The organism is Mongoliitalea daihaiensis, from assembly GCF_021596945.1.
GTDB lineage: Bacteria > Bacteroidota > Bacteroidia > Cytophagales > Cyclobacteriaceae > Mongoliitalea > Mongoliitalea daihaiensis.
Genome location: NZ_CP063779.1, coordinates 1,713,660 through 1,732,302 on the forward strand (window position 1 = coordinate 1,713,660; position 18,643 = coordinate 1,732,302).

At 39.3% G+C, this 18,643-nt stretch carries 14 protein-coding genes and 2 pseudogenes; 14 read left to right on the forward strand and 2 right to left on the reverse strand.

The window, feature by feature from the left end; translation table 11 throughout:
* Positions 1 to 2 precede the first annotated feature (2 nt).
* From IPZ59_RS07265 to IPZ59_RS07280, 4 genes are all read left to right on the forward strand, one after another.
* Entirely contained in the window at positions 3 to 3,587 is a 3,585-nt protein-coding gene (locus IPZ59_RS07265) for a M1 family aminopeptidase (RefSeq protein WP_236139208.1), read from the forward strand.
* A 73-nt stretch (positions 3,588 to 3,660) separates the two neighbouring features.
* Positions 3,661 to 6,096, forward strand: a complete 2,436-nt coding sequence (locus IPZ59_RS07270; protein ID WP_236139209.1) for a DUF5686 family protein — start codon at positions 3,661 to 3,663, stop codon at positions 6,094 to 6,096.
* A gap of 125 nt (positions 6,097 to 6,221) precedes the next feature.
* On the forward strand, positions 6,222 to 6,860 hold the full coding sequence (locus IPZ59_RS07275; protein ID WP_236139210.1) for a hypothetical protein: 639 nt from the start codon (positions 6,222 to 6,224) through the stop codon (positions 6,858 to 6,860).
* 145 nt (positions 6,861 to 7,005) lie between these two features.
* Positions 7,006 to 7,794, forward strand: a complete 789-nt coding sequence (locus IPZ59_RS07280; protein WP_236139211.1) for a hypothetical protein — start codon at positions 7,006 to 7,008, stop codon at positions 7,792 to 7,794.
* 120 nt (positions 7,795 to 7,914) lie between these two features.
* On the opposite strand, the pseudogene IPZ59_RS07285 reads toward IPZ59_RS07280, so the two are convergent.
* Positions 7,915 to 9,595: pseudogene (locus tag IPZ59_RS07285) on the reverse strand (IS1182 family transposase).
* A 127-nt stretch (positions 9,596 to 9,722) separates the two neighbouring features.
* Between IPZ59_RS07285 and IPZ59_RS07290 the strand changes: the two are divergent.
* The 10 genes and pseudogenes from IPZ59_RS07290 (at position 9,723) to IPZ59_RS07335 (ending at position 15,238) form a co-directional block, all read left to right on the forward strand.
* On the forward strand, positions 9,723 to 10,052 hold the full coding sequence (locus IPZ59_RS07290; RefSeq protein ID WP_236139213.1) for a hypothetical protein: 330 nt from the start codon (positions 9,723 to 9,725) through the stop codon (positions 10,050 to 10,052).
* Between the two features lie 38 nt (positions 10,053 to 10,090).
* Positions 10,091 to 11,101 (forward strand): virulence protein RhuM/Fic/DOC family protein, encoded by a 1,011-nt coding sequence (gene rhuM / locus IPZ59_RS07295; RefSeq protein WP_236139214.1) that lies wholly within the window; start codon positions 10,091 to 10,093, stop codon positions 11,099 to 11,101.
* A gap of 156 nt (positions 11,102 to 11,257) precedes the next feature.
* Positions 11,258 to 11,539 carry a hypothetical protein gene (locus IPZ59_RS07300; RefSeq protein ID WP_236139215.1) on the forward strand — a complete coding sequence of 94 codons (282 nt, stop codon included), beginning with the start codon at positions 11,258 to 11,260 and terminating at the stop codon, positions 11,537 to 11,539.
* Positions 11,540 to 11,544: 5 nt separating this feature from the next.
* Positions 11,545 to 12,000 (forward strand): DUF6756 family protein, encoded by a 456-nt coding sequence (locus tag IPZ59_RS07305; protein WP_236139216.1) that lies wholly within the window; start codon positions 11,545 to 11,547, stop codon positions 11,998 to 12,000.
* Between the two features lie 183 nt (positions 12,001 to 12,183).
* Complete coding sequence (locus IPZ59_RS07310) at positions 12,184 to 12,849, forward strand: hypothetical protein (protein ID WP_236139217.1); 666 nt, start codon at positions 12,184 to 12,186, stop codon at positions 12,847 to 12,849.
* Positions 12,850 to 13,047: 198 nt separating this feature from the next.
* Entirely contained in the window at positions 13,048 to 13,263 is a 216-nt protein-coding gene (locus IPZ59_RS07315; RefSeq protein WP_236139218.1) for a hypothetical protein, read from the forward strand.
* Positions 13,253 to 13,659, forward strand: a pseudogene (locus tag IPZ59_RS20300) (putative toxin-antitoxin system toxin component, PIN family). The gene IPZ59_RS07315 and the pseudogene IPZ59_RS20300 overlap by 11 nt, the downstream one beginning before the upstream one ends.
* A 370-nt stretch (positions 13,660 to 14,029) precedes the next feature.
* On the forward strand, positions 14,030 to 14,404 hold the full coding sequence (locus IPZ59_RS07325) for a VOC family protein (protein WP_236139219.1): 375 nt from the start codon (positions 14,030 to 14,032) through the stop codon (positions 14,402 to 14,404).
* Between the two features lie 206 nt (positions 14,405 to 14,610).
* Complete coding sequence (locus IPZ59_RS07330; RefSeq protein WP_236139220.1) at positions 14,611 to 14,910, forward strand: nucleotidyltransferase family protein; 300 nt, start codon at positions 14,611 to 14,613, stop codon at positions 14,908 to 14,910.
* A complete protein-coding gene (locus tag IPZ59_RS07335; protein WP_236139221.1) occupies positions 14,903 to 15,238 on the forward strand; it encodes a HepT-like ribonuclease domain-containing protein in 336 nt (111 codons plus the stop codon). Before IPZ59_RS07330 ends, IPZ59_RS07335 begins: the two co-directional genes overlap by 8 nt.
* Before the next feature lie 249 nt (positions 15,239 to 15,487).
* Here IPZ59_RS07335 and IPZ59_RS07340 read toward each other — a convergent pair whose 3' ends face one another.
* Positions 15,488 to 18,601, reverse strand: coding sequence for a glycosyl hydrolase (locus IPZ59_RS07340; protein WP_236139222.1), 3,114 nt, complete (start codon positions 18,599 to 18,601; stop codon positions 15,488 to 15,490).
* Positions 18,602 to 18,643: the final 42 nt, after the last annotated feature.

Genomic DNA, 18,643 nt, shown 5'->3' on the forward strand with positions numbered 1-18,643 from the left:
TTATGTTTGTATTCTTAAAAAAAGAACTAAAAACCTGGATCAAGAGTCCTATGTTGTGGATTTTTTTCTTGGTTATTGGACTATTGGTATTTGGCGCGGTCAGCAGTGATGACATTCAAATTGGCGGTGCCAGTACCTCTGTCAAGAAAAATGCCCCATCCGTCATACAGCAATACTATGGAGTCATGTCCTTGATTGCGTTGTTGATGACCACGGCCTTTATGAACGCTACGGCGAATCGGGATTTTGAATCGGGGTTTTCAGGAATTCTGTTTTCTTATCCGATCAAGCGCTCTTCCTATTTCTTTGGTAAGTTTTTAGGTGCCTATTTGATCGCATTGATTCCTTTATTGGGAATTTCGGTCGGAGCTTTGATCGGACCCCATATGCCTTGGGCGGATCCCAACAGGTTTGGACCTATCTATTGGGACGGACATATCCAAGGCTTACTCAGTTTCGGTATTCCCAATACCTTTATCATTGGGGTCTTGACTTTTGCACTTGCAGTTACTTTTCGCAATAATATGGTGTCCTACATTGGTGCCATGGGCCTATTGGTATTGTATGCAGTTGCAGGAAACTTTATTGCGGATATAGAAAAAGAGTGGTTGGCTAATTTATTAGACCCTTTTGGATTTCAGCCTGTGTCATTAGCTAATAAATATGCCACCGTTGAAGAGCTCAACACCACCGCCGTATTGCTAAAAGGAGACTTATTGATCAACAGACTGGTATGGATGGGTATAGCCGCGGTATTTTTGCTGCTTTTGTATACTCGATTTTCATTCCAGCAAAAGAACGAAAAGCTCAAGAAAGAAAAGCGAGCGGAAAAAGAATTGACGGAGACTTCGACTTTGATGGAGAAACCCGCTGTTGCTATGGATAGTGGGGATAAATTTTCGTTTGCAGTGTTTGGAAGACTTGTGATGTTTGAGTTGAAGGCCATTATCAAGAATCAAACATTTTTGATCATCTTGATTATCGGTATTATCAATCTTATTACTGGGTTGACCTTTTTTACGGGTAGGTATGGTAGCAGTAATTATCCACTGACCTATGATGTAATTGATAGTATTTCAGGTGCTTTTTACTTGTTCTTAATCGGTATCATTATATTTTATTCCGGTGTCTTGGTGTGGAGGGATAGGGATGCTAAGCTGGATGAGATCAAAGATGCTACTCCGACCGCTACGGGTTTATTTCTTTCTTCAAAGGTCTTGGCTTTATTGATCAGCATTCAACTGATTTTGATGACGACCATTGTCATTGGTATGATAGCCCAAAGTTTTTACGGATACTTTAACTTCGAATTGGGAGTTTATGCCCGGTCTTTATTGGTGAATGACTTCCTCTTTTTCACTTACTTGACCGTATTAGCCGTCTTCTTCCATTACCTGATCAACAATCGCTACATAGCGTATTTTGTTTTTGTGGTATTTATTATCGCCTCTGATTATGTATTAGAGCTTCTTAAAATAGAATCTTTGATGGTAAGTTACGGTGCTGTCTCTAGGGGTTCTTATTCTGATGTGAATGGCTTTGGTCCTTGGGCGATGGCAACCGCTTGGTTTCAGGCCTACTGGGGGGCTTTTGCATTGCTGTTGCTGTATGTAGCGTATCTCTTTTTTATGAGAGGGAAGACCACCGCAATGCCAGGAAGGTGGAAGGATGCACAGGAGCGATTTGCAGGTTCAAAGGCGGTCTTCTTTGTTTTTCTTGGAGCCTTCTTTGCAATAGGCGCAAATGTGTTTTACAATACGCAGGTGTTAAATACCTATGAGACTAGCAAAGTATTGGAAGATAAACAGGTGGCCTACGAGGAAACCTACAAAATTTACGAGGATATTCCTCAGCCCAAGTGGGTGAGTATGGATTATCGGATTGAGCTGTATCCACAAGATCGAGACCTTACCTTTGAAGTTATTGGAGTCATGGAGAATAGGACTGAGGAAGCTATCCGTGAGATTCATTTCACCATTCCGGATTCTAAAAATAACTTTCAGATCAGTATCGAGGGTGCTGCTATCAAAATGAATGATGGAGAGCTCGGATATAGAATTTATGGGTTGGAGGAAGCCTTAGAGCCGGGAGAGCGGCTAGTCATGAAAATTACTGGAGAAAAGCGTACCCAAGGATTTGAAAACAGGGTATCCAACACCAGTATTTTGCAAAATGGAAGCTTTTTCTATTCCTCCGACATGGTTCCGAGTTTTGGCTACCAGACGAGTTATGAGCTTTTTGATAGAAACAAAAGACGTAAAAGAGGTCTCCCAGAGAAAAAGCGTATGCCCGTATTGGATGAGAAAAATATGGAAGCACGGAATTTTCATTACATAGGAAAAGACAGTGATTGGATTACAGTGAGGTCAGTCATAGGAACATCCCCAAATCAGATTGCTGTGAGCCCAGGTAAATTGGTTCGGGAATGGGAGGAAAATGGAAGGAAATATTTTGAATACGAACAAGAGGCACCTTCAGTACATTTTACTTCATTCTTGTCTGCGGCCTATCAAGTAGAAAGACAACGATGGAACGATGTGGCTATAGAAGTATATTACGTGCCTGGACACGAGTACAATATTCCGAATTTTATCAGTTCCATGACCCAGTCCCTGGATTACTATACCACTCACTTTGGTCCTTATGAGCACAGTCAATTGAGGATTGTAGAGTTTCCGAGATATGCAGGTTTTGCACAATCCTTTCCGGGTACCATGCCCTACAGTGAGCGTATCGGTTTTATTACAGATCTTCGAAAGGTTACCGAGGATGATATCGACTTGGTATTTTATGTGACTGCCCATGAGACGGCCCATCAGTATTGGGCTCATCAGGTGATTGCTGCCAACATGCGAGGTGCTGAATTGCTCATGGAGGCGATTACGCAGTATTCAGCCTTGATGGTCATGGAAAAAGCGTATGAAAGGGATAAAATGAGAAAATTCCTGAAATATGAAATGGATGGTTACTTGAGAGGAAGAGGAAGTGAATTTGTGGCTGAACGGCCTTTGGTAGAGACCGAGCGGCAAGGATATATTCACTATGAAAAAGGCTCCGTAGCCATGTATTACCTCAAAGAAATGATTGGAGAAGACCAAGTCAACGCTGCGCTTCGACAGCTTATTGAGGAGTTTAAGCACCGAAAGCCACCTTATCCTACTTCCATGGATGCGGTAAGGGCCTTTAGAGCGCATACTCCTGACAGCTTGCAGTATGTGATTGATGATTTATTTCTCAATATCACTTTGTTTTCCAATCGGGTAGTGGATGCAACATACGCTCAGGAAGGAGAGGAGTACATTGTAACGTTTACGACCGAATCCAAGAAGTTTAGATCGGATTCTCTAGGGAAAGAAACTGCTATCCCACTGGCAGACTTTATAGATGTGGGGGTTTTCGGATCTACAGAAAATAAAAACCTTTTAGGTGAGCCTTTAGTTTATCAACGACTGAAAGTCAATCAAGAGGAAAATACGTTTAAATTTAGAACCAAAGAAAAACCGCATTTGGTAGGGATTGACCCCTACAATTACTTAATCGATCGAGTGCCAGGAGACAATGTGAAAAAAGTAAGTCTCTCGGATTAAATTGGTATAAATAGCCTACCACTCTTGAGCAGTTAAGAGTGGTAGGTTTATCATCTTCAAATGGAAGTCTTTTATGAGGGTAAGATTTTTACTGGCTTTTTATATGATGGCATTTATTTGGTGGACATCTCCAGGTGCGTCTATGGCCCAGGAATTTTCTCTGCTCAAAGGGAAAGTACTTCATCATAAAACCGATGAACCCATTCCCTTTGCGCATGTGTATTGGAGTGGGCATGAATCTCAAGGGGTAGTCACAGATATTTTAGGTGAATTTCAATTGAAATTGCAGTCAGCCTCGGATACCTTGGTAGTTTCCCATGTTGGTTTTTCTAAATTGAAACTTGCGAAGAGTCAATTACGAACAGATGGTCGAATTTTTATGGAGCCTAAGCAGGTTGAGCTCAAGGAATTCCTCTTTTTAGCTGGAGAGAATCCAGCCTTTCCTATTCTACGTAAGGCCATAGCCAACAAGAAAATAAATGATCCTTCCAATCTAAGAAGCTATCGGTATGAATCTTATGATAAAATGATTTTTACGGTGGATGGAATTAGTGATGATGGTATTCGTCGAACACGTTTTGACACCTTGTTTGATGGGGGACATTTGCTGGTATCCGAAAGTTTATCGGAGGTCACTTATAGAAAACCGGGCAGGAGGCATGAGAAGGTCAAAGCATCTCAGATATCCGGTCTTGAGAGTTTGATGACTGCGCTGGTATCGAGTACGATACAACCTTTTTCTTTTTACGAAGATTATCTAACCGTTTTAGATATCCCCTATCTCCACCCCTTGACGAGTGATGGCTTTAGGAAGTATGATTATTTTTTGGAGGATAGTGTTCAATCGAATGGGACAATTTCTTATGTGATCAGCTTTCAGCCACAAGAATCCAAGGGCTATTTATTGGGGACAGGGTTTATGACAATTTCTATGCATCAGTATGCGCTTGAAAACATGGTATTCAGTACTACCAATAATCAAAGCAATCTCCAATTCGAACTGCAACAGAAAAACCGCTGGGATGGAGACCATTGGTTTCCAGAGCAAATCAACAGTATTTATTTGTTTAAAAACTTTGACATCAATGGCAGTCCCATGAAGTTGGTGAGTCAGAATTTTATTTCTGATGTCAGGCTGAATGAGCCGATTCCTTTGAAAGAAATTCCACGGGTTGGATTGATTTATGATATCCAAAATGAGCGGTATCCAATGGTGCAGTTTAGAAGGGATTCCTTGACAGTTGCGGAGATGCGGGCTTTTTCAAGATTTGAGGAAATGGATGCTAACAACCTCCGGAGGGCCCGGAATGCAGTACGTGTTTTTTCGCAGTTACTGACGGGAAGAGTGAGTATCGGTAAGGTAGATGTGTTGAGTAACCACTTATTTCGCATCAACCAATATGAAGGACTTGCTTTGGGGATGGGGCTGGCGACCAATCAACAGTTCTCAAGGTATTTAGAAATAGATGGCTATCTCCGTTATGGTTTTCGTGATAAGGATTGGAAATATGGTATAGGGAGCAGTTTACTTTTCAATGATGTGCAAGAATCTCGCCTTCGGTTTTCCTATAGTCAGGATATAGCCGAAATCGGAATCAATCCTTTTGTCCGTACCCGAACTTTTGCAACTTCTAGTGATCTTTTCAGGGCTTTTTTGGCTCAAAAGATGGATGCTGTGGAGCGGTACAGTATTGAGTTTTCACAATTGACGCTACACCGGTGGAGGTTGGGATTGACAGCAAGTAATGAGAGCCGTGTTCCTCTTTGGACGTCCAATTTGGAGATGCCAGAATTTGAGCGCATGTTTCAATCGTTTCAAGCAACGGAAGTGGGCTTGAATCTTCGCTATCTAGCCAAAGAGCAAACGTCTAAGGTTGGGAGGCAAATTATCCCTGGCCCGATTGGCTATCCGGTTTTCAATTTCCATGCTTCGCGTGCCATTCCTGATGTATTAAATGGGACGGCTGATTTTTGGAGGCTGGCTTTCAAGACACAGCATCAATGGAGAAAAGGGGTTTCTACGCATCAGCTGAATGTGGAGGGGATGAGTGTTTGGGGAGCAGATGTGCCGATTTCCTATTTCAATACTGGTTTTGGTATTCAACCGCAGGAGCGATCGTTTTCAATTAGTCTTCCGGCATATTTCCAAACCATGCGTATTTATGAGTTCTTTTCCGATAGAGCCATTTATGCGAATTATTCCTATCTGACGGGTCCTCTGTTTCAGCATGATTTAGCGACTATGTCTATAGCTCCTCAACTTAATTTGGTGCAGGGATTTGCCATTGGTTCGGTAAATCATGCCTTCGGAGGTGAACCATTTCCCTTTCGGACGATGGAACAAGGCTATTGGGAGTCGGGAGTAGAGCTACAAAACCTGATCAAATATCGTTCAGGATTTGGATTTCAGGGGATAGGGATTGGAGCGTATTACCGTTGGGGAGCTTATGCCAATCCTACCTTTCAGGAAAATTTATTCGTGAATTTGTCTTTGAGGGTGGCGTTTTGATAGTGTGAATCATTTGAAAAGTTATGTATATAGTTGGGAAAAACCAGACTTATTTCTTAAAATTAGTAAACTAAGTCTGGTTTTTCCAGACATATAGATAAGTTGTGCGTCATTTAAGAAAAACTGTGAGATACAAGAAAATTAGAGGTTTAAAAAGAAAGGTTGCTAATATTCAGAATTGGATAAATGAATATTTGGAATTAAATGTTGATCACTTGAATGAACATAAATACGAATACACAAAAGTTTATGTTGACCCTTGGGATAATATGACTTTGACTGACAGCCAAATTCCGGAACCGAAAGGAAAAGCAAAAAAGGATATTCTAAACGGACTTGAAAAAATCTATGACAGTTGGAAAACTGAATTGAAGAAATTAGACAAACCCTATTATTTAAAAATATGGTTATACGAACCAAGGATTTCTAAATCTCAAGTCGTTTGTGCAATTGATGAAAGAATTGAGTATTACGAAAACATATTTGAAAAAGCTGATTTTAAACAAAATGACTCTTCATTTACTAATCAATTGAGTTCTGAATTTAATTGGGAACCTAATATTGACGAAGAATCATATTGGGAAAGTGATTTGCTTTGGCCAATTGACCAGTACGAAAGAATTGAAGAATGCTATGCTGACAGAAGACTATTGACCAAACTGAGAAAAGAAAACTTTAAGAATAAAGAAATTGACAGTCCAAATGGAAATAAAGATACTATTTATTTTGTGCCAAAAGGCAAAATTTGGGTTGGAGAAAAATAAAAAACGAACGCACAACATCACCTTGGATACAGCGGGCGGTTCAGAGTAAATAAAAAGTTTAGTATCTTTAAGAAGTTAGGAGTAAGCTGGAAGAGAACGGCTCCGAAGGCCCGCCATCTCCAAGCTGAATACCGTTAGCGAACATATGATGAAACCCATCTACATATTTTTGATTCTGATTATGGTTGCAAATCAATCAAAAGCGACCTCTCAAATTCCTGATGTCGTATTTTTTGGAAAGGACACTTTAAATTTTTATGATTCTCCGCTAGATAAGATTGAAGGAATAAGTGATAAAATCTTGAGATTAAGGAAAGATGAATATGTAGTTTCTTCTGATTGTTGGAAAGGCTTTCGAGCAGAATGGAGAATAATTAACGATGTTCTGTATTTATCCAATATACTTGATTGCCATTCAGAAAAACAATTAAATCCATTGATAGAAGAAATATTAGGGATAAAATTTACCGATGGATTAATAAGAGCAGATTTTGTTGATGGAGATTATTGGGCAGGGAAAAACCAAGTTTATGAACAGTCATTTTATACTCCAATTTATAAACAGGAGATTAAATTTGCCATTAATGAAGGAAGAGTTGTCAATTCAACAAAAACTGAGTCTTTTGAATGTGATTATTCAGATAAGGAAGATTTAAAGAATTTCATCTTAAAGAATTTTAATCCTAATGAGATAGAAGATTTGAAAGTGGAATCAATAAAAGTCTCAGTGAATATTAAGTCAGATAAAACAGGAAGAATAAGGGAAGTGAAAATCGTGCACTCCACGCATCCCGCAACTAACAAGCTTTTCCAAGATTCCATTATGAAACTGCCATGCCGTCCAGTCTATTTTCTTAAAGGAGAGTATTGGTCTTTTGAAGAATCAATTTATTTGTCCTTTAATATGAAGGAGCTAAAAGAATACGTTCGCTAACATCACCTTGGAAGACAGCGGGCGGTTCATAGTAAATAAATAGTTTAGTATCTTTAAAAAGTTAGAAGTAGGCTGGAAGAGAACGGCTCCGAATGCCCGCCGTCTCCAAGCTGAGGACCGTCAGGCTGTGAAAAAACTTTCAGTTTTTTGAAAAAACCGCATTTCTGAGGAGTATAGGGGGTTCGTAGAGAGGTAATCTTGAACCTGAGTCAATTTTAAGTTTAATTCGTTAGTTTTATAGATTAAAGTTTTAAAGGCCAATAGGGCCTTGAATAGACCAAAAAGGCTTGATTTTAAGGCCAAAGAAACCCTTTTGTAGTCGGGTTTCCAGTTTTGGATTAGTTGTAAGAGCTCAGGTATTCCGAGGATGTTAATGGTTCGTTTGAGGTTGTAGACTGTCATGATGAGTGCAAACTCACCGTTTACTTTTTCCAATCCCCGGAGGTCAGTAAAATTAAATCCCCATTTTCTTTTGGCAGTTCCGTAGATGTGTTCGATTATCATCTGTCGCCTTTTGTACAGTTCTTTGTTTTTGGAGGTTTTTGAGGTTAGCTTCAACTGCTTCTGCATATTCACTTCTTTCTATCTCCCTACCTCCGTCTTTTCTTCCTGTACAGAGATGTTTGACCGGACATGTTTTACAATCTGGGGTTCTGTATTTTTTGAACAGGTGATGGTCTCTTTCTCTGGTTTTTTTGTGCCATGTTCCTGTGGATGTAAGTGTACTACCTTGCGGACAGGTGTAGGTATCGTTGTCTGGATTATAGGTGAATTTGGTAACGAGGTACTCTTCTGTTGTTCCAAATTTATTGGAGTTGACTATTTCACTGGGGGCTACAATGGTCTGAATTCCGTTGTTCTGGCAATCCTGTAATTCTCTTCCGTTGTGATATCCTTTGTCTGCGAGAACAGTGAAACCATCCGAATGGAGGTTTTCCTTGGCTTCGGAAGCGATGTCATGGAGGGCGTTTCTATCGTTTTTGTTAATGACATGTGTAGCTACGACGAGTTTGTGTTTGTCATCGACTGCTGCCTGCACGTTATATGAGACCTCAACGACCTGTCCTTGTACGAGCAGTGCCCTAGCATCGGGATCTGTGGTGCTTAGTTGGGTATCCCCGCTTTGTTTGAGCTGTTCCTGAAGGAGCTCATAATTGATTTTGTTGTTTTTGAAGTAGTCGATTTTTTGTTCGAGGAGCTGTATGCTTTGTTCGGATAGTTCGAGACTGTCAGCTTGGTCTAGTTGTTGGAGGTATTCTTCGAGTTTTTGTTCGATATAGTTGAGATGCCTGTCTATTTTATTTTGGCTGTAGTTGTTTTTCTTGCTGTTGGAAGCTCTGAATTTACTACCATCGACTGCAATGGTTTTTCCTCCTATGAGACCTGCTTCCTGCAGGAAAGTTGTGTAGAGTTTGAAGCAGTTTTTGAGAGCTTTGGGATTGATTTTACGGAAGTCTGCGATGGTATGGTAGTTGGGAGCAAGGCCATTGATGAGCCATCTGACTTCAATATTTCGAAGGCATTCTTTTTCAAGTCTTCTGCTGCTTCGGACGCCGTTAAAGTAGCCGTAAAAATAAAGCTTAAGAAGAATTTTAGGTTCAAAAGAAGGTCTTCCGTCGAGATAGGGATTATGTTTTTTGGTCTGTTCTTCATCGGTAGGTTTTGAATTAAACCCCAGGAGTTCCAGGTCAAGCATATCAATAAAGGCATCGATTATTCTGACGGGATTGTCATTGGGAATGGCATCTTCCAAACAGGAGAAGGTCAATTGAAACCGGTCTATTCCTAGGATGTGGTGCATGGAAATTTGTTAGTGGTCATCAAAACAAATACAACTAAATTTACTAATTTTAGAGGAAATGAAAAACCGTTGAACTAAGAAAAATGAGAGACTTTTTTCACGGTCTGACGTTGGACTCAATTCTAAAATGGCAAAGCAGAATCCTTGGATAATCGGAATATTAGGTTTTGGAGTTTTTCTATACCTAGCATGGAATAATTTTCAAATACCATTTGCTCCATGGACAAAAACAGCAGAAGCCAAAGCAGTGATTACAGAAAATGCTCTTGGGTATGGGCCAATGGGGAGAGGATTTACTCAAATTATCACGATATCCTATCAGGTTGACGATTCAGTTTATGTTCAGAAGAAAAAACTTTCCCAGAGAATCGATAAAAAGGAAATTGGATCAAAGGTATTAATAGAATATGCTGTTAAAGATCCTGGCAATTTTGAAATCAAAGGTTTTTTGAAATAATGAACTAATATTTTTATCAAAAAACTTTATCTTCCAACATGGAATCAATTGACTTCATTTCTGAGATAGTGGTTTTCAAACCCTCCCAAGGTAGCAATGAATTTGAAATCATTTTGGATGGGGAGCACGATACGGTTTGGGTCACCGAACAGCAGCTTGTTGAGTTATTTGGTAAAGCTAGAAGAACGATTGGTGAGCACATCCGAAATATTTACAAAGAGGGAGAATTGGAAAAAGAGTCAACTTGGCGGAATTTCCGCCAAGTTCAAAAAGAAGGGGAAAGAAAAGTAAAAAGGGCAGTTTCAGCTTACAATTTGGATGTAGTAATCTCAGTTGGATACCGAGTAAAATCACCTGTTGGGATTGAATTTAGAAAATGGGCAACCCAAAGGCTAAAGGATTACTTGGTGAAAGGCTATGCCATCAACAGCGAATTACTGAGCAAGCAAGGTCAAAAAATCATACAATTAGAAAATCAGCTTGATATTTTAAGAGAAAGAACCTTCGAATCACAAAGAGTATTGACAGAAGGATTTTTGGATATTATTTTAAAGTATTCCAAATCTTTTGAATTACTCAATAGGTATGATTCAGAAGATCTTCAGCTCGATAACCTTTCCAAAGAAATCATTTATGTCATCAACTATGATGATGTCAAGAAAGCCATTCACCAATTAAAGAAGGAATTGGTTCAGAAAGGAGAAGCCGGAGAGCTCTTCGGAAACGAGAAAGATGATTCATTCCGGGGAATATTGGGAAGTATCTCCCAAACGGTGTTTGGAGAATTGGCATATCCAACCATTGAAGAGCAGGCGGCACAGTTGTTATATTCTGTCATCAAAGGACATGCTTTTAGCGATGGTAATAAGAGAATTGGTTCATTTCTGTTTGTATGGTTCTTAGAGCAGAACAGTTATCATTTGGATGAAAGAGGAGTAAGAAAAATAAATGAAAATACATTGGTAGCACTGGCATTGGCAGTAGCGCAAAGTTTACCTGAGCAAAGGGATTTGATGATTAAACTGATAGTGAACCTAATAAAGAACTAAGTCCAACATCACCTTGGAAGACAGCGGGCGGTTCCAAGTAAATTGAAAGTTTATTATCTTTAAGAAGTTAGGAGTAGGCTGGAAGAGAACGGCTCCGAATGCCCGCCGTCTCCAAGCTGAATCCCGTTGTGCTTCATGCTAAAAACGACACTACAAATGACAGAGCCATATTTCAAAATAGAATGGATTATTAATCTGATTAAGGAGCAAGAACCTGAACGAATTGATTTAGTTGAGCAATTGCAAAAATCTGAAAGGAAAGAATGGATTAGACAACCATATATTAGATTTGTTTCTGGAGAGAGACAGAATTTGCCTGGTTCAGAATGGCAATTTGAGGAGAATATTGTGTTGGAGCATGACACGGAAGGAACAATAGTTTTGGATATTTTGAAAGACGGACGTATCGGAGGGATTGAATTTGTTTCGCAAATATGACAATAATGGGAGAAGTAAGTCAGGAAATATCAACAGCTATAAAAGCTTTAAAGTACTCTGATGAACAAATAAGGCTTTTAGATTTTGACTCTGGTAAAGAATTGTATTTTAAACTTCTTGACTGGTTTGTAAAGTCAGGAGACAGACGTTGGTGGTGGGAGGATTTTAAACAAGAGTCGTTTGATTTTCCTAAATATGAGAAACCATTCGAGCAATTGATTAAAATTATACCAGACGCAGATAAAAATGTTTGGCTAATGGTTGAAGATGACCAAGAGGATTTCTATCAAATTTATGACTGTCAGCCCTCAATTATTGGAAAATTAATCGGAGAATGTTTCGGATTTGAATATTATGTGATTGACAAAAATAAGGACTGGTTGATTTGTGAAAATCATCATAATAGATTAATCGGACTTGGTCAAAGATTGAAAGAAAGAAATATGGATAAAACTAAATAAAGCACGAAAGCACAACACTTGGTATAGTGCATGCGGGTTTCAGAGGTTTGCGAAGGTTTGTGGCTCGTAAAAAAAGTTGGTGTAAACTGATAAGTAATCGTCTCGTACTCCCGCACGACACCATACCATCAACCGTTGTGCGTCATTAAAACCAACGAAACCACGAATAGATAAAACAATAAAATGAATAGATTGAATTTAACAATTGGACTCTTTTTAATTTTAATGAATGTATCATGCTCTCGTAGCAAGTTGACAGAAATTTCATTGAATTGTGGATGTGTAGTAACAGAACACTTTATTGCGAGTACAGATGATATTGAAAACAGTACCAAGAAATATACTTTTAAAAATAGTCAATTGTTTGACTTGGGGGTTTCAAAAGATGGATTTGCAAATAGTTTTTCACTTCAAATAAGTAATCTAATTGATGAATCTGAAAAATTTGACTTGATAGAAATCGATATTGTAAAGGAAGAAAATGGAGAAATTCAATCTAAGAAAGCTTTTACATATGAATTAGAAGAATTAAAAAAAGAACTGCCAAAATATTTGGAACTTGAATCATTTGTATCTGAATTCATTAAACATATTTACAATAAGGACTATTCTTCGTGTCTTGAATATATTGACTTTGAAGATGAAAATGAATTTAAGTCGATTATTGATAAGGTTTATGACGGACTAAATAAGGATTATCGAGAAACAAGAATTGTTGACTATAAAGCAAACGGGGACAGCTATTCTATTTTTGGTGTTATAAAATCTCAGAGTGACCAACTTGACTTGTTTACTATGGAACTTAAAGGAGTGGATGATGGATTTGTAATAATTTCATTCGACTTCTAAAAAATAACGAATGCACAACATCACCTTGGATACAGCGGGCGGTTCAGAGTAAATAGAAAGTTTCCTATCTTTAAGAAGTTAGGAGTAAGTTTGAAGAGCACGGCTCCGAAATCCCGCCGTCTCAAAGCTGAATCACGTTGTGCATGAAAAAATGCCCGCCGATTTAAAAAATTCGTATCTTTAAGAAAGATTAAAAATATGGAAACTATTAGAGTTGATATATTGAATCCTAAGGCCAAAGCCCTTTTGAAAGATTTGGCAAATTTGGATTTGATAAGGATTAAGAAAGACAAATCTGAAAATGCTTTTTCTGAAGTATTGAAAAAATTCAGGAGTAAGTCAGATGAAGCCCCAAGTTTAGAAGAAATTACTAAAGAGGTTGAAGCAGTCCGCAAAGCCTGGTATGAAAAATAGAAGGGTAATTCTAGATACTAATCTGTGGATAAGTTTTTTAATCTCCAAAAGGCAAAAGGAATTGGATATCCTTCTTGAATCTGGGGCAGTAACACTGATTTTTTCGCAAGAATTGTTTGAAGAGTTTTTAGAGGTTTCAGAAAGGTCCAAATTCAAAAGATTTTTTAAAAATCAGATATCAAAGCACTTCTGACCCAAATTGAAACTTTTGGAGAATTAATAAGGGTGGAATCAAAAATCAATGAATGTAGGGATCCAAAAGATAATTTCTTATTGAGTCTTTCGGTTGATGGTAAAGCAGATTTCTTAGTAACAGGAGATTCTGAGTTATTAGTATTAGGGAAGATAGAGAAGATAAAAATTGTTTCTTGGGCTGAATTCATTTCTCAAGAATAAAAATCATAGCCTGTCCCGCTTAAGCGGGAACACCACAACATCACCTTGGATACAGCGGATAGTTTCGTTTAAGGAACGAGATTCGTATGTTGTTAATGATAGGCTGGAAGCGAAGTGCTCCAAAAGCCTGCTTGGCGGCAGAAAGGCCCGCCGTCTCAAAGCTGAATCCCGCCGTGCGGGAGCCTGCCCTGCATAGTGGGGGTCTGACGTTAACAGTTATTTTAAAACGACCTTGTAAATTGACAAAATGAATTAAATGAAAAGAACTAAAAACATATTGAAAACGATTATTTTTGGAGTGTTAATTTAGCTTCTGATTTCTTGTGGCGACAATTCAAAAACAACAATCAAACAAACTAATAAAAATGTTATGTCAAAAAAATCAAACCTTGTTGTTTATTTTGAAATACCAGTGACTGACATTGACAGAGCAGTAAAGTTTTATAAGGCAGTATTCCACTTTGACTTCGACAAAGAAAATATTGACAATAATGAAATGGCGTTGTTTCCCTTTGTAGACGAAAATTCAGGAATTACAGGTGCATTAGCTAAGGGGGAAATCTACAAACCAACAAAAGATGGAGTTGTGATTTACTTCAAGACAGAAAATATTGATGAAACACTAAAATTAGCTACCTCAAATGGTGGACAAATTTTATATCCCAAAACGGACAATGGAATTGGACTTGTTGCCGAATTTGAAGACTCAGAAGGAAACAGAATCGCATTATATCAAACTAAGTGATGATAAAAAAAACGAGCGCTAACAATGCGTTTAATCAATTGTATGTCAGTTACTTATTGACAGGGAAGCGCTTTGAAGACAGCTCTTCACTTATTGACAGATTTGGATATTAAAATCGCCAACTTATTAAATATGCAAAACGTTGTGTCAAATGCTAAAACGAAACTCACAGAAAAATTGTAGATTGTAGTTTAAATGAATAGGTGATGAAAATTTCAGAGAAAAATATTGAACAAATTAAAAAACTTTGCAAAGAATACAGAGTGAAGAATTTTTCTGTTTTTGGTTCTGTCTTGACCGACAGCTTTTCCTCTGATTCCGATATAGACTTTGTGGTTGACTTTGACGAAAATGACCCAATAAAATATACCGATTTGTATTTCCAACTAAAAGAAAAATTGGAATTGATTTTAAAGCGACAAATTGACTTGATAGAAGAACGTGGAATAAAAAATTCATTTTTCAGAAAGGAAATTGACGAGTCAAAAGTTGTGATTTATGGATAATAAAATAAATGCTTGGCTTGAGGATATTTTAAGGTCAATCGACGAGATTTTTGATTTTTTGCCTGAAAAGAAAGATTTTTTAGAATTTCAGAAAGACCTAAAGACCAAAAAAGCGGTCGAACGAAATATTGAAATTATTGGCGAAGCAGTTAATAGGATAACGAACCACAAAAACACTAAAATCGAAATACAAAATGCAAGACAGATTATTGGAACAAGAAACAGAATAGCCCACGAGTATGACAACATTTCTGACGAAATTATCTGGACTATAATAGTGAGAGAACTTCCGAAACTGAAAGAAGAAATAAAAAAGTTCAAAAATTAAGCACTTGCCACAACAGCCTCTAAGAAAACATGGGGCGTCCAGTGCCAAGGGAAAGGTTATCCCCCGAACTAACAATTAATATGAGGGAAAGGAAATTGCTTCGAAATGCCCCACGTTTCTTAGCTCTTAGTCGTTATTGGAATTTATAGCCAAAGGGATGAATAGGTTCAAAGTCGTTGAAAGCAAATTTTCAAAACAAGTTTTTTTGGACTATCTGCGGCTCCATTATTTCACTGATATTTAAATTCTCTACCAGATCAGTCCAAAACCAGTATTCGCGGCTGCCATGTTAAATGCAGGGATGTTTACTTCCTGAATATCATTTGCCCGCTCGTGAAGCTTTTTCCATTCCTCTTGAAGTTCTTCGTAGCGTTTCTTTGTTCCTTCTGTGACTTGGGGAATGCTTCCTTCCGTTTGGTTGATGAGAAAGAGGTAATTTGCAGTGAATTTATTTGGGAAGTTTTCTACATCGTCATAAGCTTTGGATTTGCGCTGTACCATACCCTCATCCCATTCAACCATGAGTTGTAGTAGTTCTTTTCCTTGCCGTGCGAGCTCCTGATGCTGGTTAGCCGCTTCCAATGATTTTAAAAATGCGCTTAACTTTTCCTGTTTGGCTTTCAAATCATTGACCAGCGCATGCATCTGGGTAAGGTCAGCTTCCATAGTTTGCATCCATTGTTCATGTGTTTTCCAATTGTCTTCGGCAATTTCCATCAATGGGTTAGGGATAATTTTTGCAAGAGTTTCAGCTTGTTGATTTCCTTGTTGGAGGGATATGGTGTAGGTTCCTGGGGCAACTTTTCTTCCTCTATAAGAACCCTCAATAAATGCAGTTGGTATACCAGGCATTGTCGGGTAACGCATGTCCCAAACAAATCTATTGACTCCTTTGGAAGTACTAAGAGTTGGTTCGGGAGAGGGGCCACCATCGTAGCTTTTGAAATTTTTTGATGGGATAGAACTAAAGGTTCGAATATGATTTCCATCCCCGTCATGTATGGTCAACTGAAGTTCTTTTTCAGTATCAAGATTTTCAGGCAAGTGGTAATACAAAACTACCCCATTGGCAGGATTGACACCTTCCAAGCTGCCTTTGCCGTCTGCACTGTTACTGTTCATAGCCGAATACCAATTGCCATGTATAGCAACATCGGGGCTGTACAAATGCAAGCTGGCTACACCTGACTTCAATTCTCGTACTACGTTCAGATCGTCTAAAATCCAATAAGAACGCCCTGCTGTCGCAACCACCAGATCATCATGAGCGATTTTTAGGTCTGTAATGGGGGTAATCGGAAGGTTTAGTTGAAATAAAGACCAATGAGCACCTCCATCTCGGGAAAGATATATGCCTGTCTCTGTTCCAGCAAAAAGAAGTCCTTTTACTTGGGTGTCTTCCCGGACTACTCTAGTAAAAGCACCGTAGGGAATTCCTTTGCTGATATTAGTCCAAGTTTTTCCGTAATCAGTCGTTTTCCACAAGGAAGGGCTGTAATCATTGAATTTGTAGCGAGTTGTGGCAATATATGCTGTTGCTGGGTCATGAGGGGATACTTCTATGGCATTTACCAGGGTTTCTTGTAATCCTTTGGGAGTTACATTGACCCATGTTTTGCCACCGTCTTTGGTGAGTTGGACGAAGCCATCATCAGTGCCTGCCCATAAAACTCCTGCCTCATGTGGACTTTCGATCAAATAAGCAATGGTGCCATAATTCTCTGCACCCACGGCTTCGTTTGTGAAGGGAGCGCCGCCTTTGCCCTGCTTTGCTTTTTCATTTTTACTCAAATCCGGGCTGATGACTTCCCAACTATTGCCCATGTCTTGTGTTTTCAGGACATATTGGGCGGCATGGTAAAAGGTATTGGGTTCATGTTGGGACCAAATGATGGGAGCATTCCAGTTGAATCGGTACTTCATATCTGAAGCATCTCTTCCTAAGTATTGGATTGGTTCAATCATAATGTTGGTAGATCCCTTGGATACCATGTCCAAGACTTCAATAGTGCCCAGATAGCTTCCTCCTAGCACTAATCGTGGGTTATCAGGGTCAAATGCCAAAAATGCAGACTCCCCACCAGCACTGTAGTTCCAGTGTTCTTGGGTAATACCCCCTCTTCCCAAGGCAAGGCTGTTGATGACAAGTGAGGTATTGTCTTGCTGACCACCATAGATACGGTAAGGGAATTGGTTGTCTGTATTGATGCGGTACATTTGAGCAGTAGGCATATTGTCTTGTCTGGACCAGGTCTGACCTCCATTGAAAGAGATGGCAGCACCACCATCATCTGCCACTACCAAGTTTTTAGGATTTTTTGGGTTAATCCACATATCGTGGTAATCTCCGTGAGCGTAAGGCATGACTTCCCAGCTTTTTCCTCCATCGATGGATTTCAAGGCAGGGGCGCTTAGGACATAAATCAGGTGTTCGTTGGAAGGGTCAGCAAAGAGTTCGATGTAGTACCAAGCTCGCTGGGTCAGGCGATTATCATCGCTGATTTTATTCCAGCTTTCACCTCCATTTTCTGATACAAATAAACCTCCAAGTCCTTCATTGGTATCACTTTCGACTAGAGCATATACTTTTTGGGAATTGGCAGGTGAGACCGCAATAGCGGCTTTTCCCATTTCTTTGGGAAGTCCTTGGTGTAGTTTTTTCCAAGTTTTCCCTCCATCTGAGGATTTGTAAAGGCCGCTACCTGGCCCACCGCTGATAACCTGCCAAGGAAGTCGCTGATGTTCCCACATTGCAGCGTAGAGGATTTCTGGAAAATTAGGATCCATGGAAAGCTCCGCGGCCCCTGTTTTATCATCTACAAATAGGATTTTTTCCCAAGTTTCTCCACCATCCGTAGTCTTAAAAATGCCACGTTCTGAATTGGGTGCATGCAGAGCTCCTTGAGCGGCCACGTAGACTATATCCGGGTTTTCAGGATGGATAATGATTCTTGAGATGTGTTGACTGGCATCTAACCCCATTTTTTTCCAGGTTTTTCCCGCATCAAGGGATTTATACACGCCATCTCCGTAGGAGGTCATGACTCCACGAGGGGCATGTTCCCCCATTCCTACAAAGACGATTCTGGGCTGAGTAGCCGATACTGCGATAGCGCCTACGGAACCAGTATTAAAATACCCATCCGAGATATTCTCCCAAAGTTGTCCAGCATCCGATGTTTTCCATACCCCACCGCCGGTAGTACCCATGTAATAGGTGATCGGATCTCCTACTACGCCTGAGACAGCTACGCTTCGTCCGCCACGGAAAGGACCAATGTTTCGAAATTTGATAGGAAGAGATTCTTGTGCGAGGCTAGGTAAAGAAAAAATAGCCAAGCAGATGACAAGGAGCTTTTTCATTGATAGGGTTGATGATTGTTCTTCCAAATTAGGTGGAAAGTA

Bases quoted from the DNA above. Each gene is read 5' to 3' on its own strand.
- IPZ59_RS07280 (WP_236139211.1), top strand. From the start codon at position 7,006: ATGATGAAACCCATCTACATATTTTTGATTCTGATTATGGTTGCAAAT.
- IPZ59_RS07305 (WP_236139216.1), top strand. From the start codon at position 11,545: ATGGGAGAAGTAAGTCAGGAAATATCAACAGCTATAAAAGCTTTAAAG.
- IPZ59_RS07290 (WP_236139213.1), top strand. From the start codon at position 9,723: ATGGCAAAGCAGAATCCTTGGATAATCGGAATATTAGGTTTTGGAGTT.
- IPZ59_RS07300 (WP_236139215.1), top strand. From the start codon at position 11,258: ATGACAGAGCCATATTTCAAAATAGAATGGATTATTAATCTGATTAAG.
- IPZ59_RS07340 (WP_236139222.1), bottom strand. From the start codon at position 18,601: ATGAAAAAGCTCCTTGTCATCTGCTTGGCTATTTTTTCTTTACCTAGC.
- IPZ59_RS07265 (WP_236139208.1), top strand. From the start codon at position 3: ATGTTTGTATTCTTAAAAAAAGAACTAAAAACCTGGATCAAGAGTCCT.
- IPZ59_RS07330 (WP_236139220.1), top strand. From the start codon at position 14,611: ATGAAAATTTCAGAGAAAAATATTGAACAAATTAAAAAACTTTGCAAA.
- IPZ59_RS07335 (WP_236139221.1), top strand. From the start codon at position 14,903: ATGGATAATAAAATAAATGCTTGGCTTGAGGATATTTTAAGGTCAATC.
- IPZ59_RS07315 (WP_236139218.1), top strand. From the start codon at position 13,048: ATGGAAACTATTAGAGTTGATATATTGAATCCTAAGGCCAAAGCCCTT.
- IPZ59_RS07270 (WP_236139209.1), top strand. From the start codon at position 3,661: ATGAGGGTAAGATTTTTACTGGCTTTTTATATGATGGCATTTATTTGG.
- IPZ59_RS07310 (WP_236139217.1), top strand. From the start codon at position 12,184: ATGAATAGATTGAATTTAACAATTGGACTCTTTTTAATTTTAATGAAT.
- rhuM (WP_236139214.1), top strand. From the start codon at position 10,091: ATGGAATCAATTGACTTCATTTCTGAGATAGTGGTTTTCAAACCCTCC.
- IPZ59_RS07325 (WP_236139219.1), top strand. From the start codon at position 14,030: ATGTCAAAAAAATCAAACCTTGTTGTTTATTTTGAAATACCAGTGACT.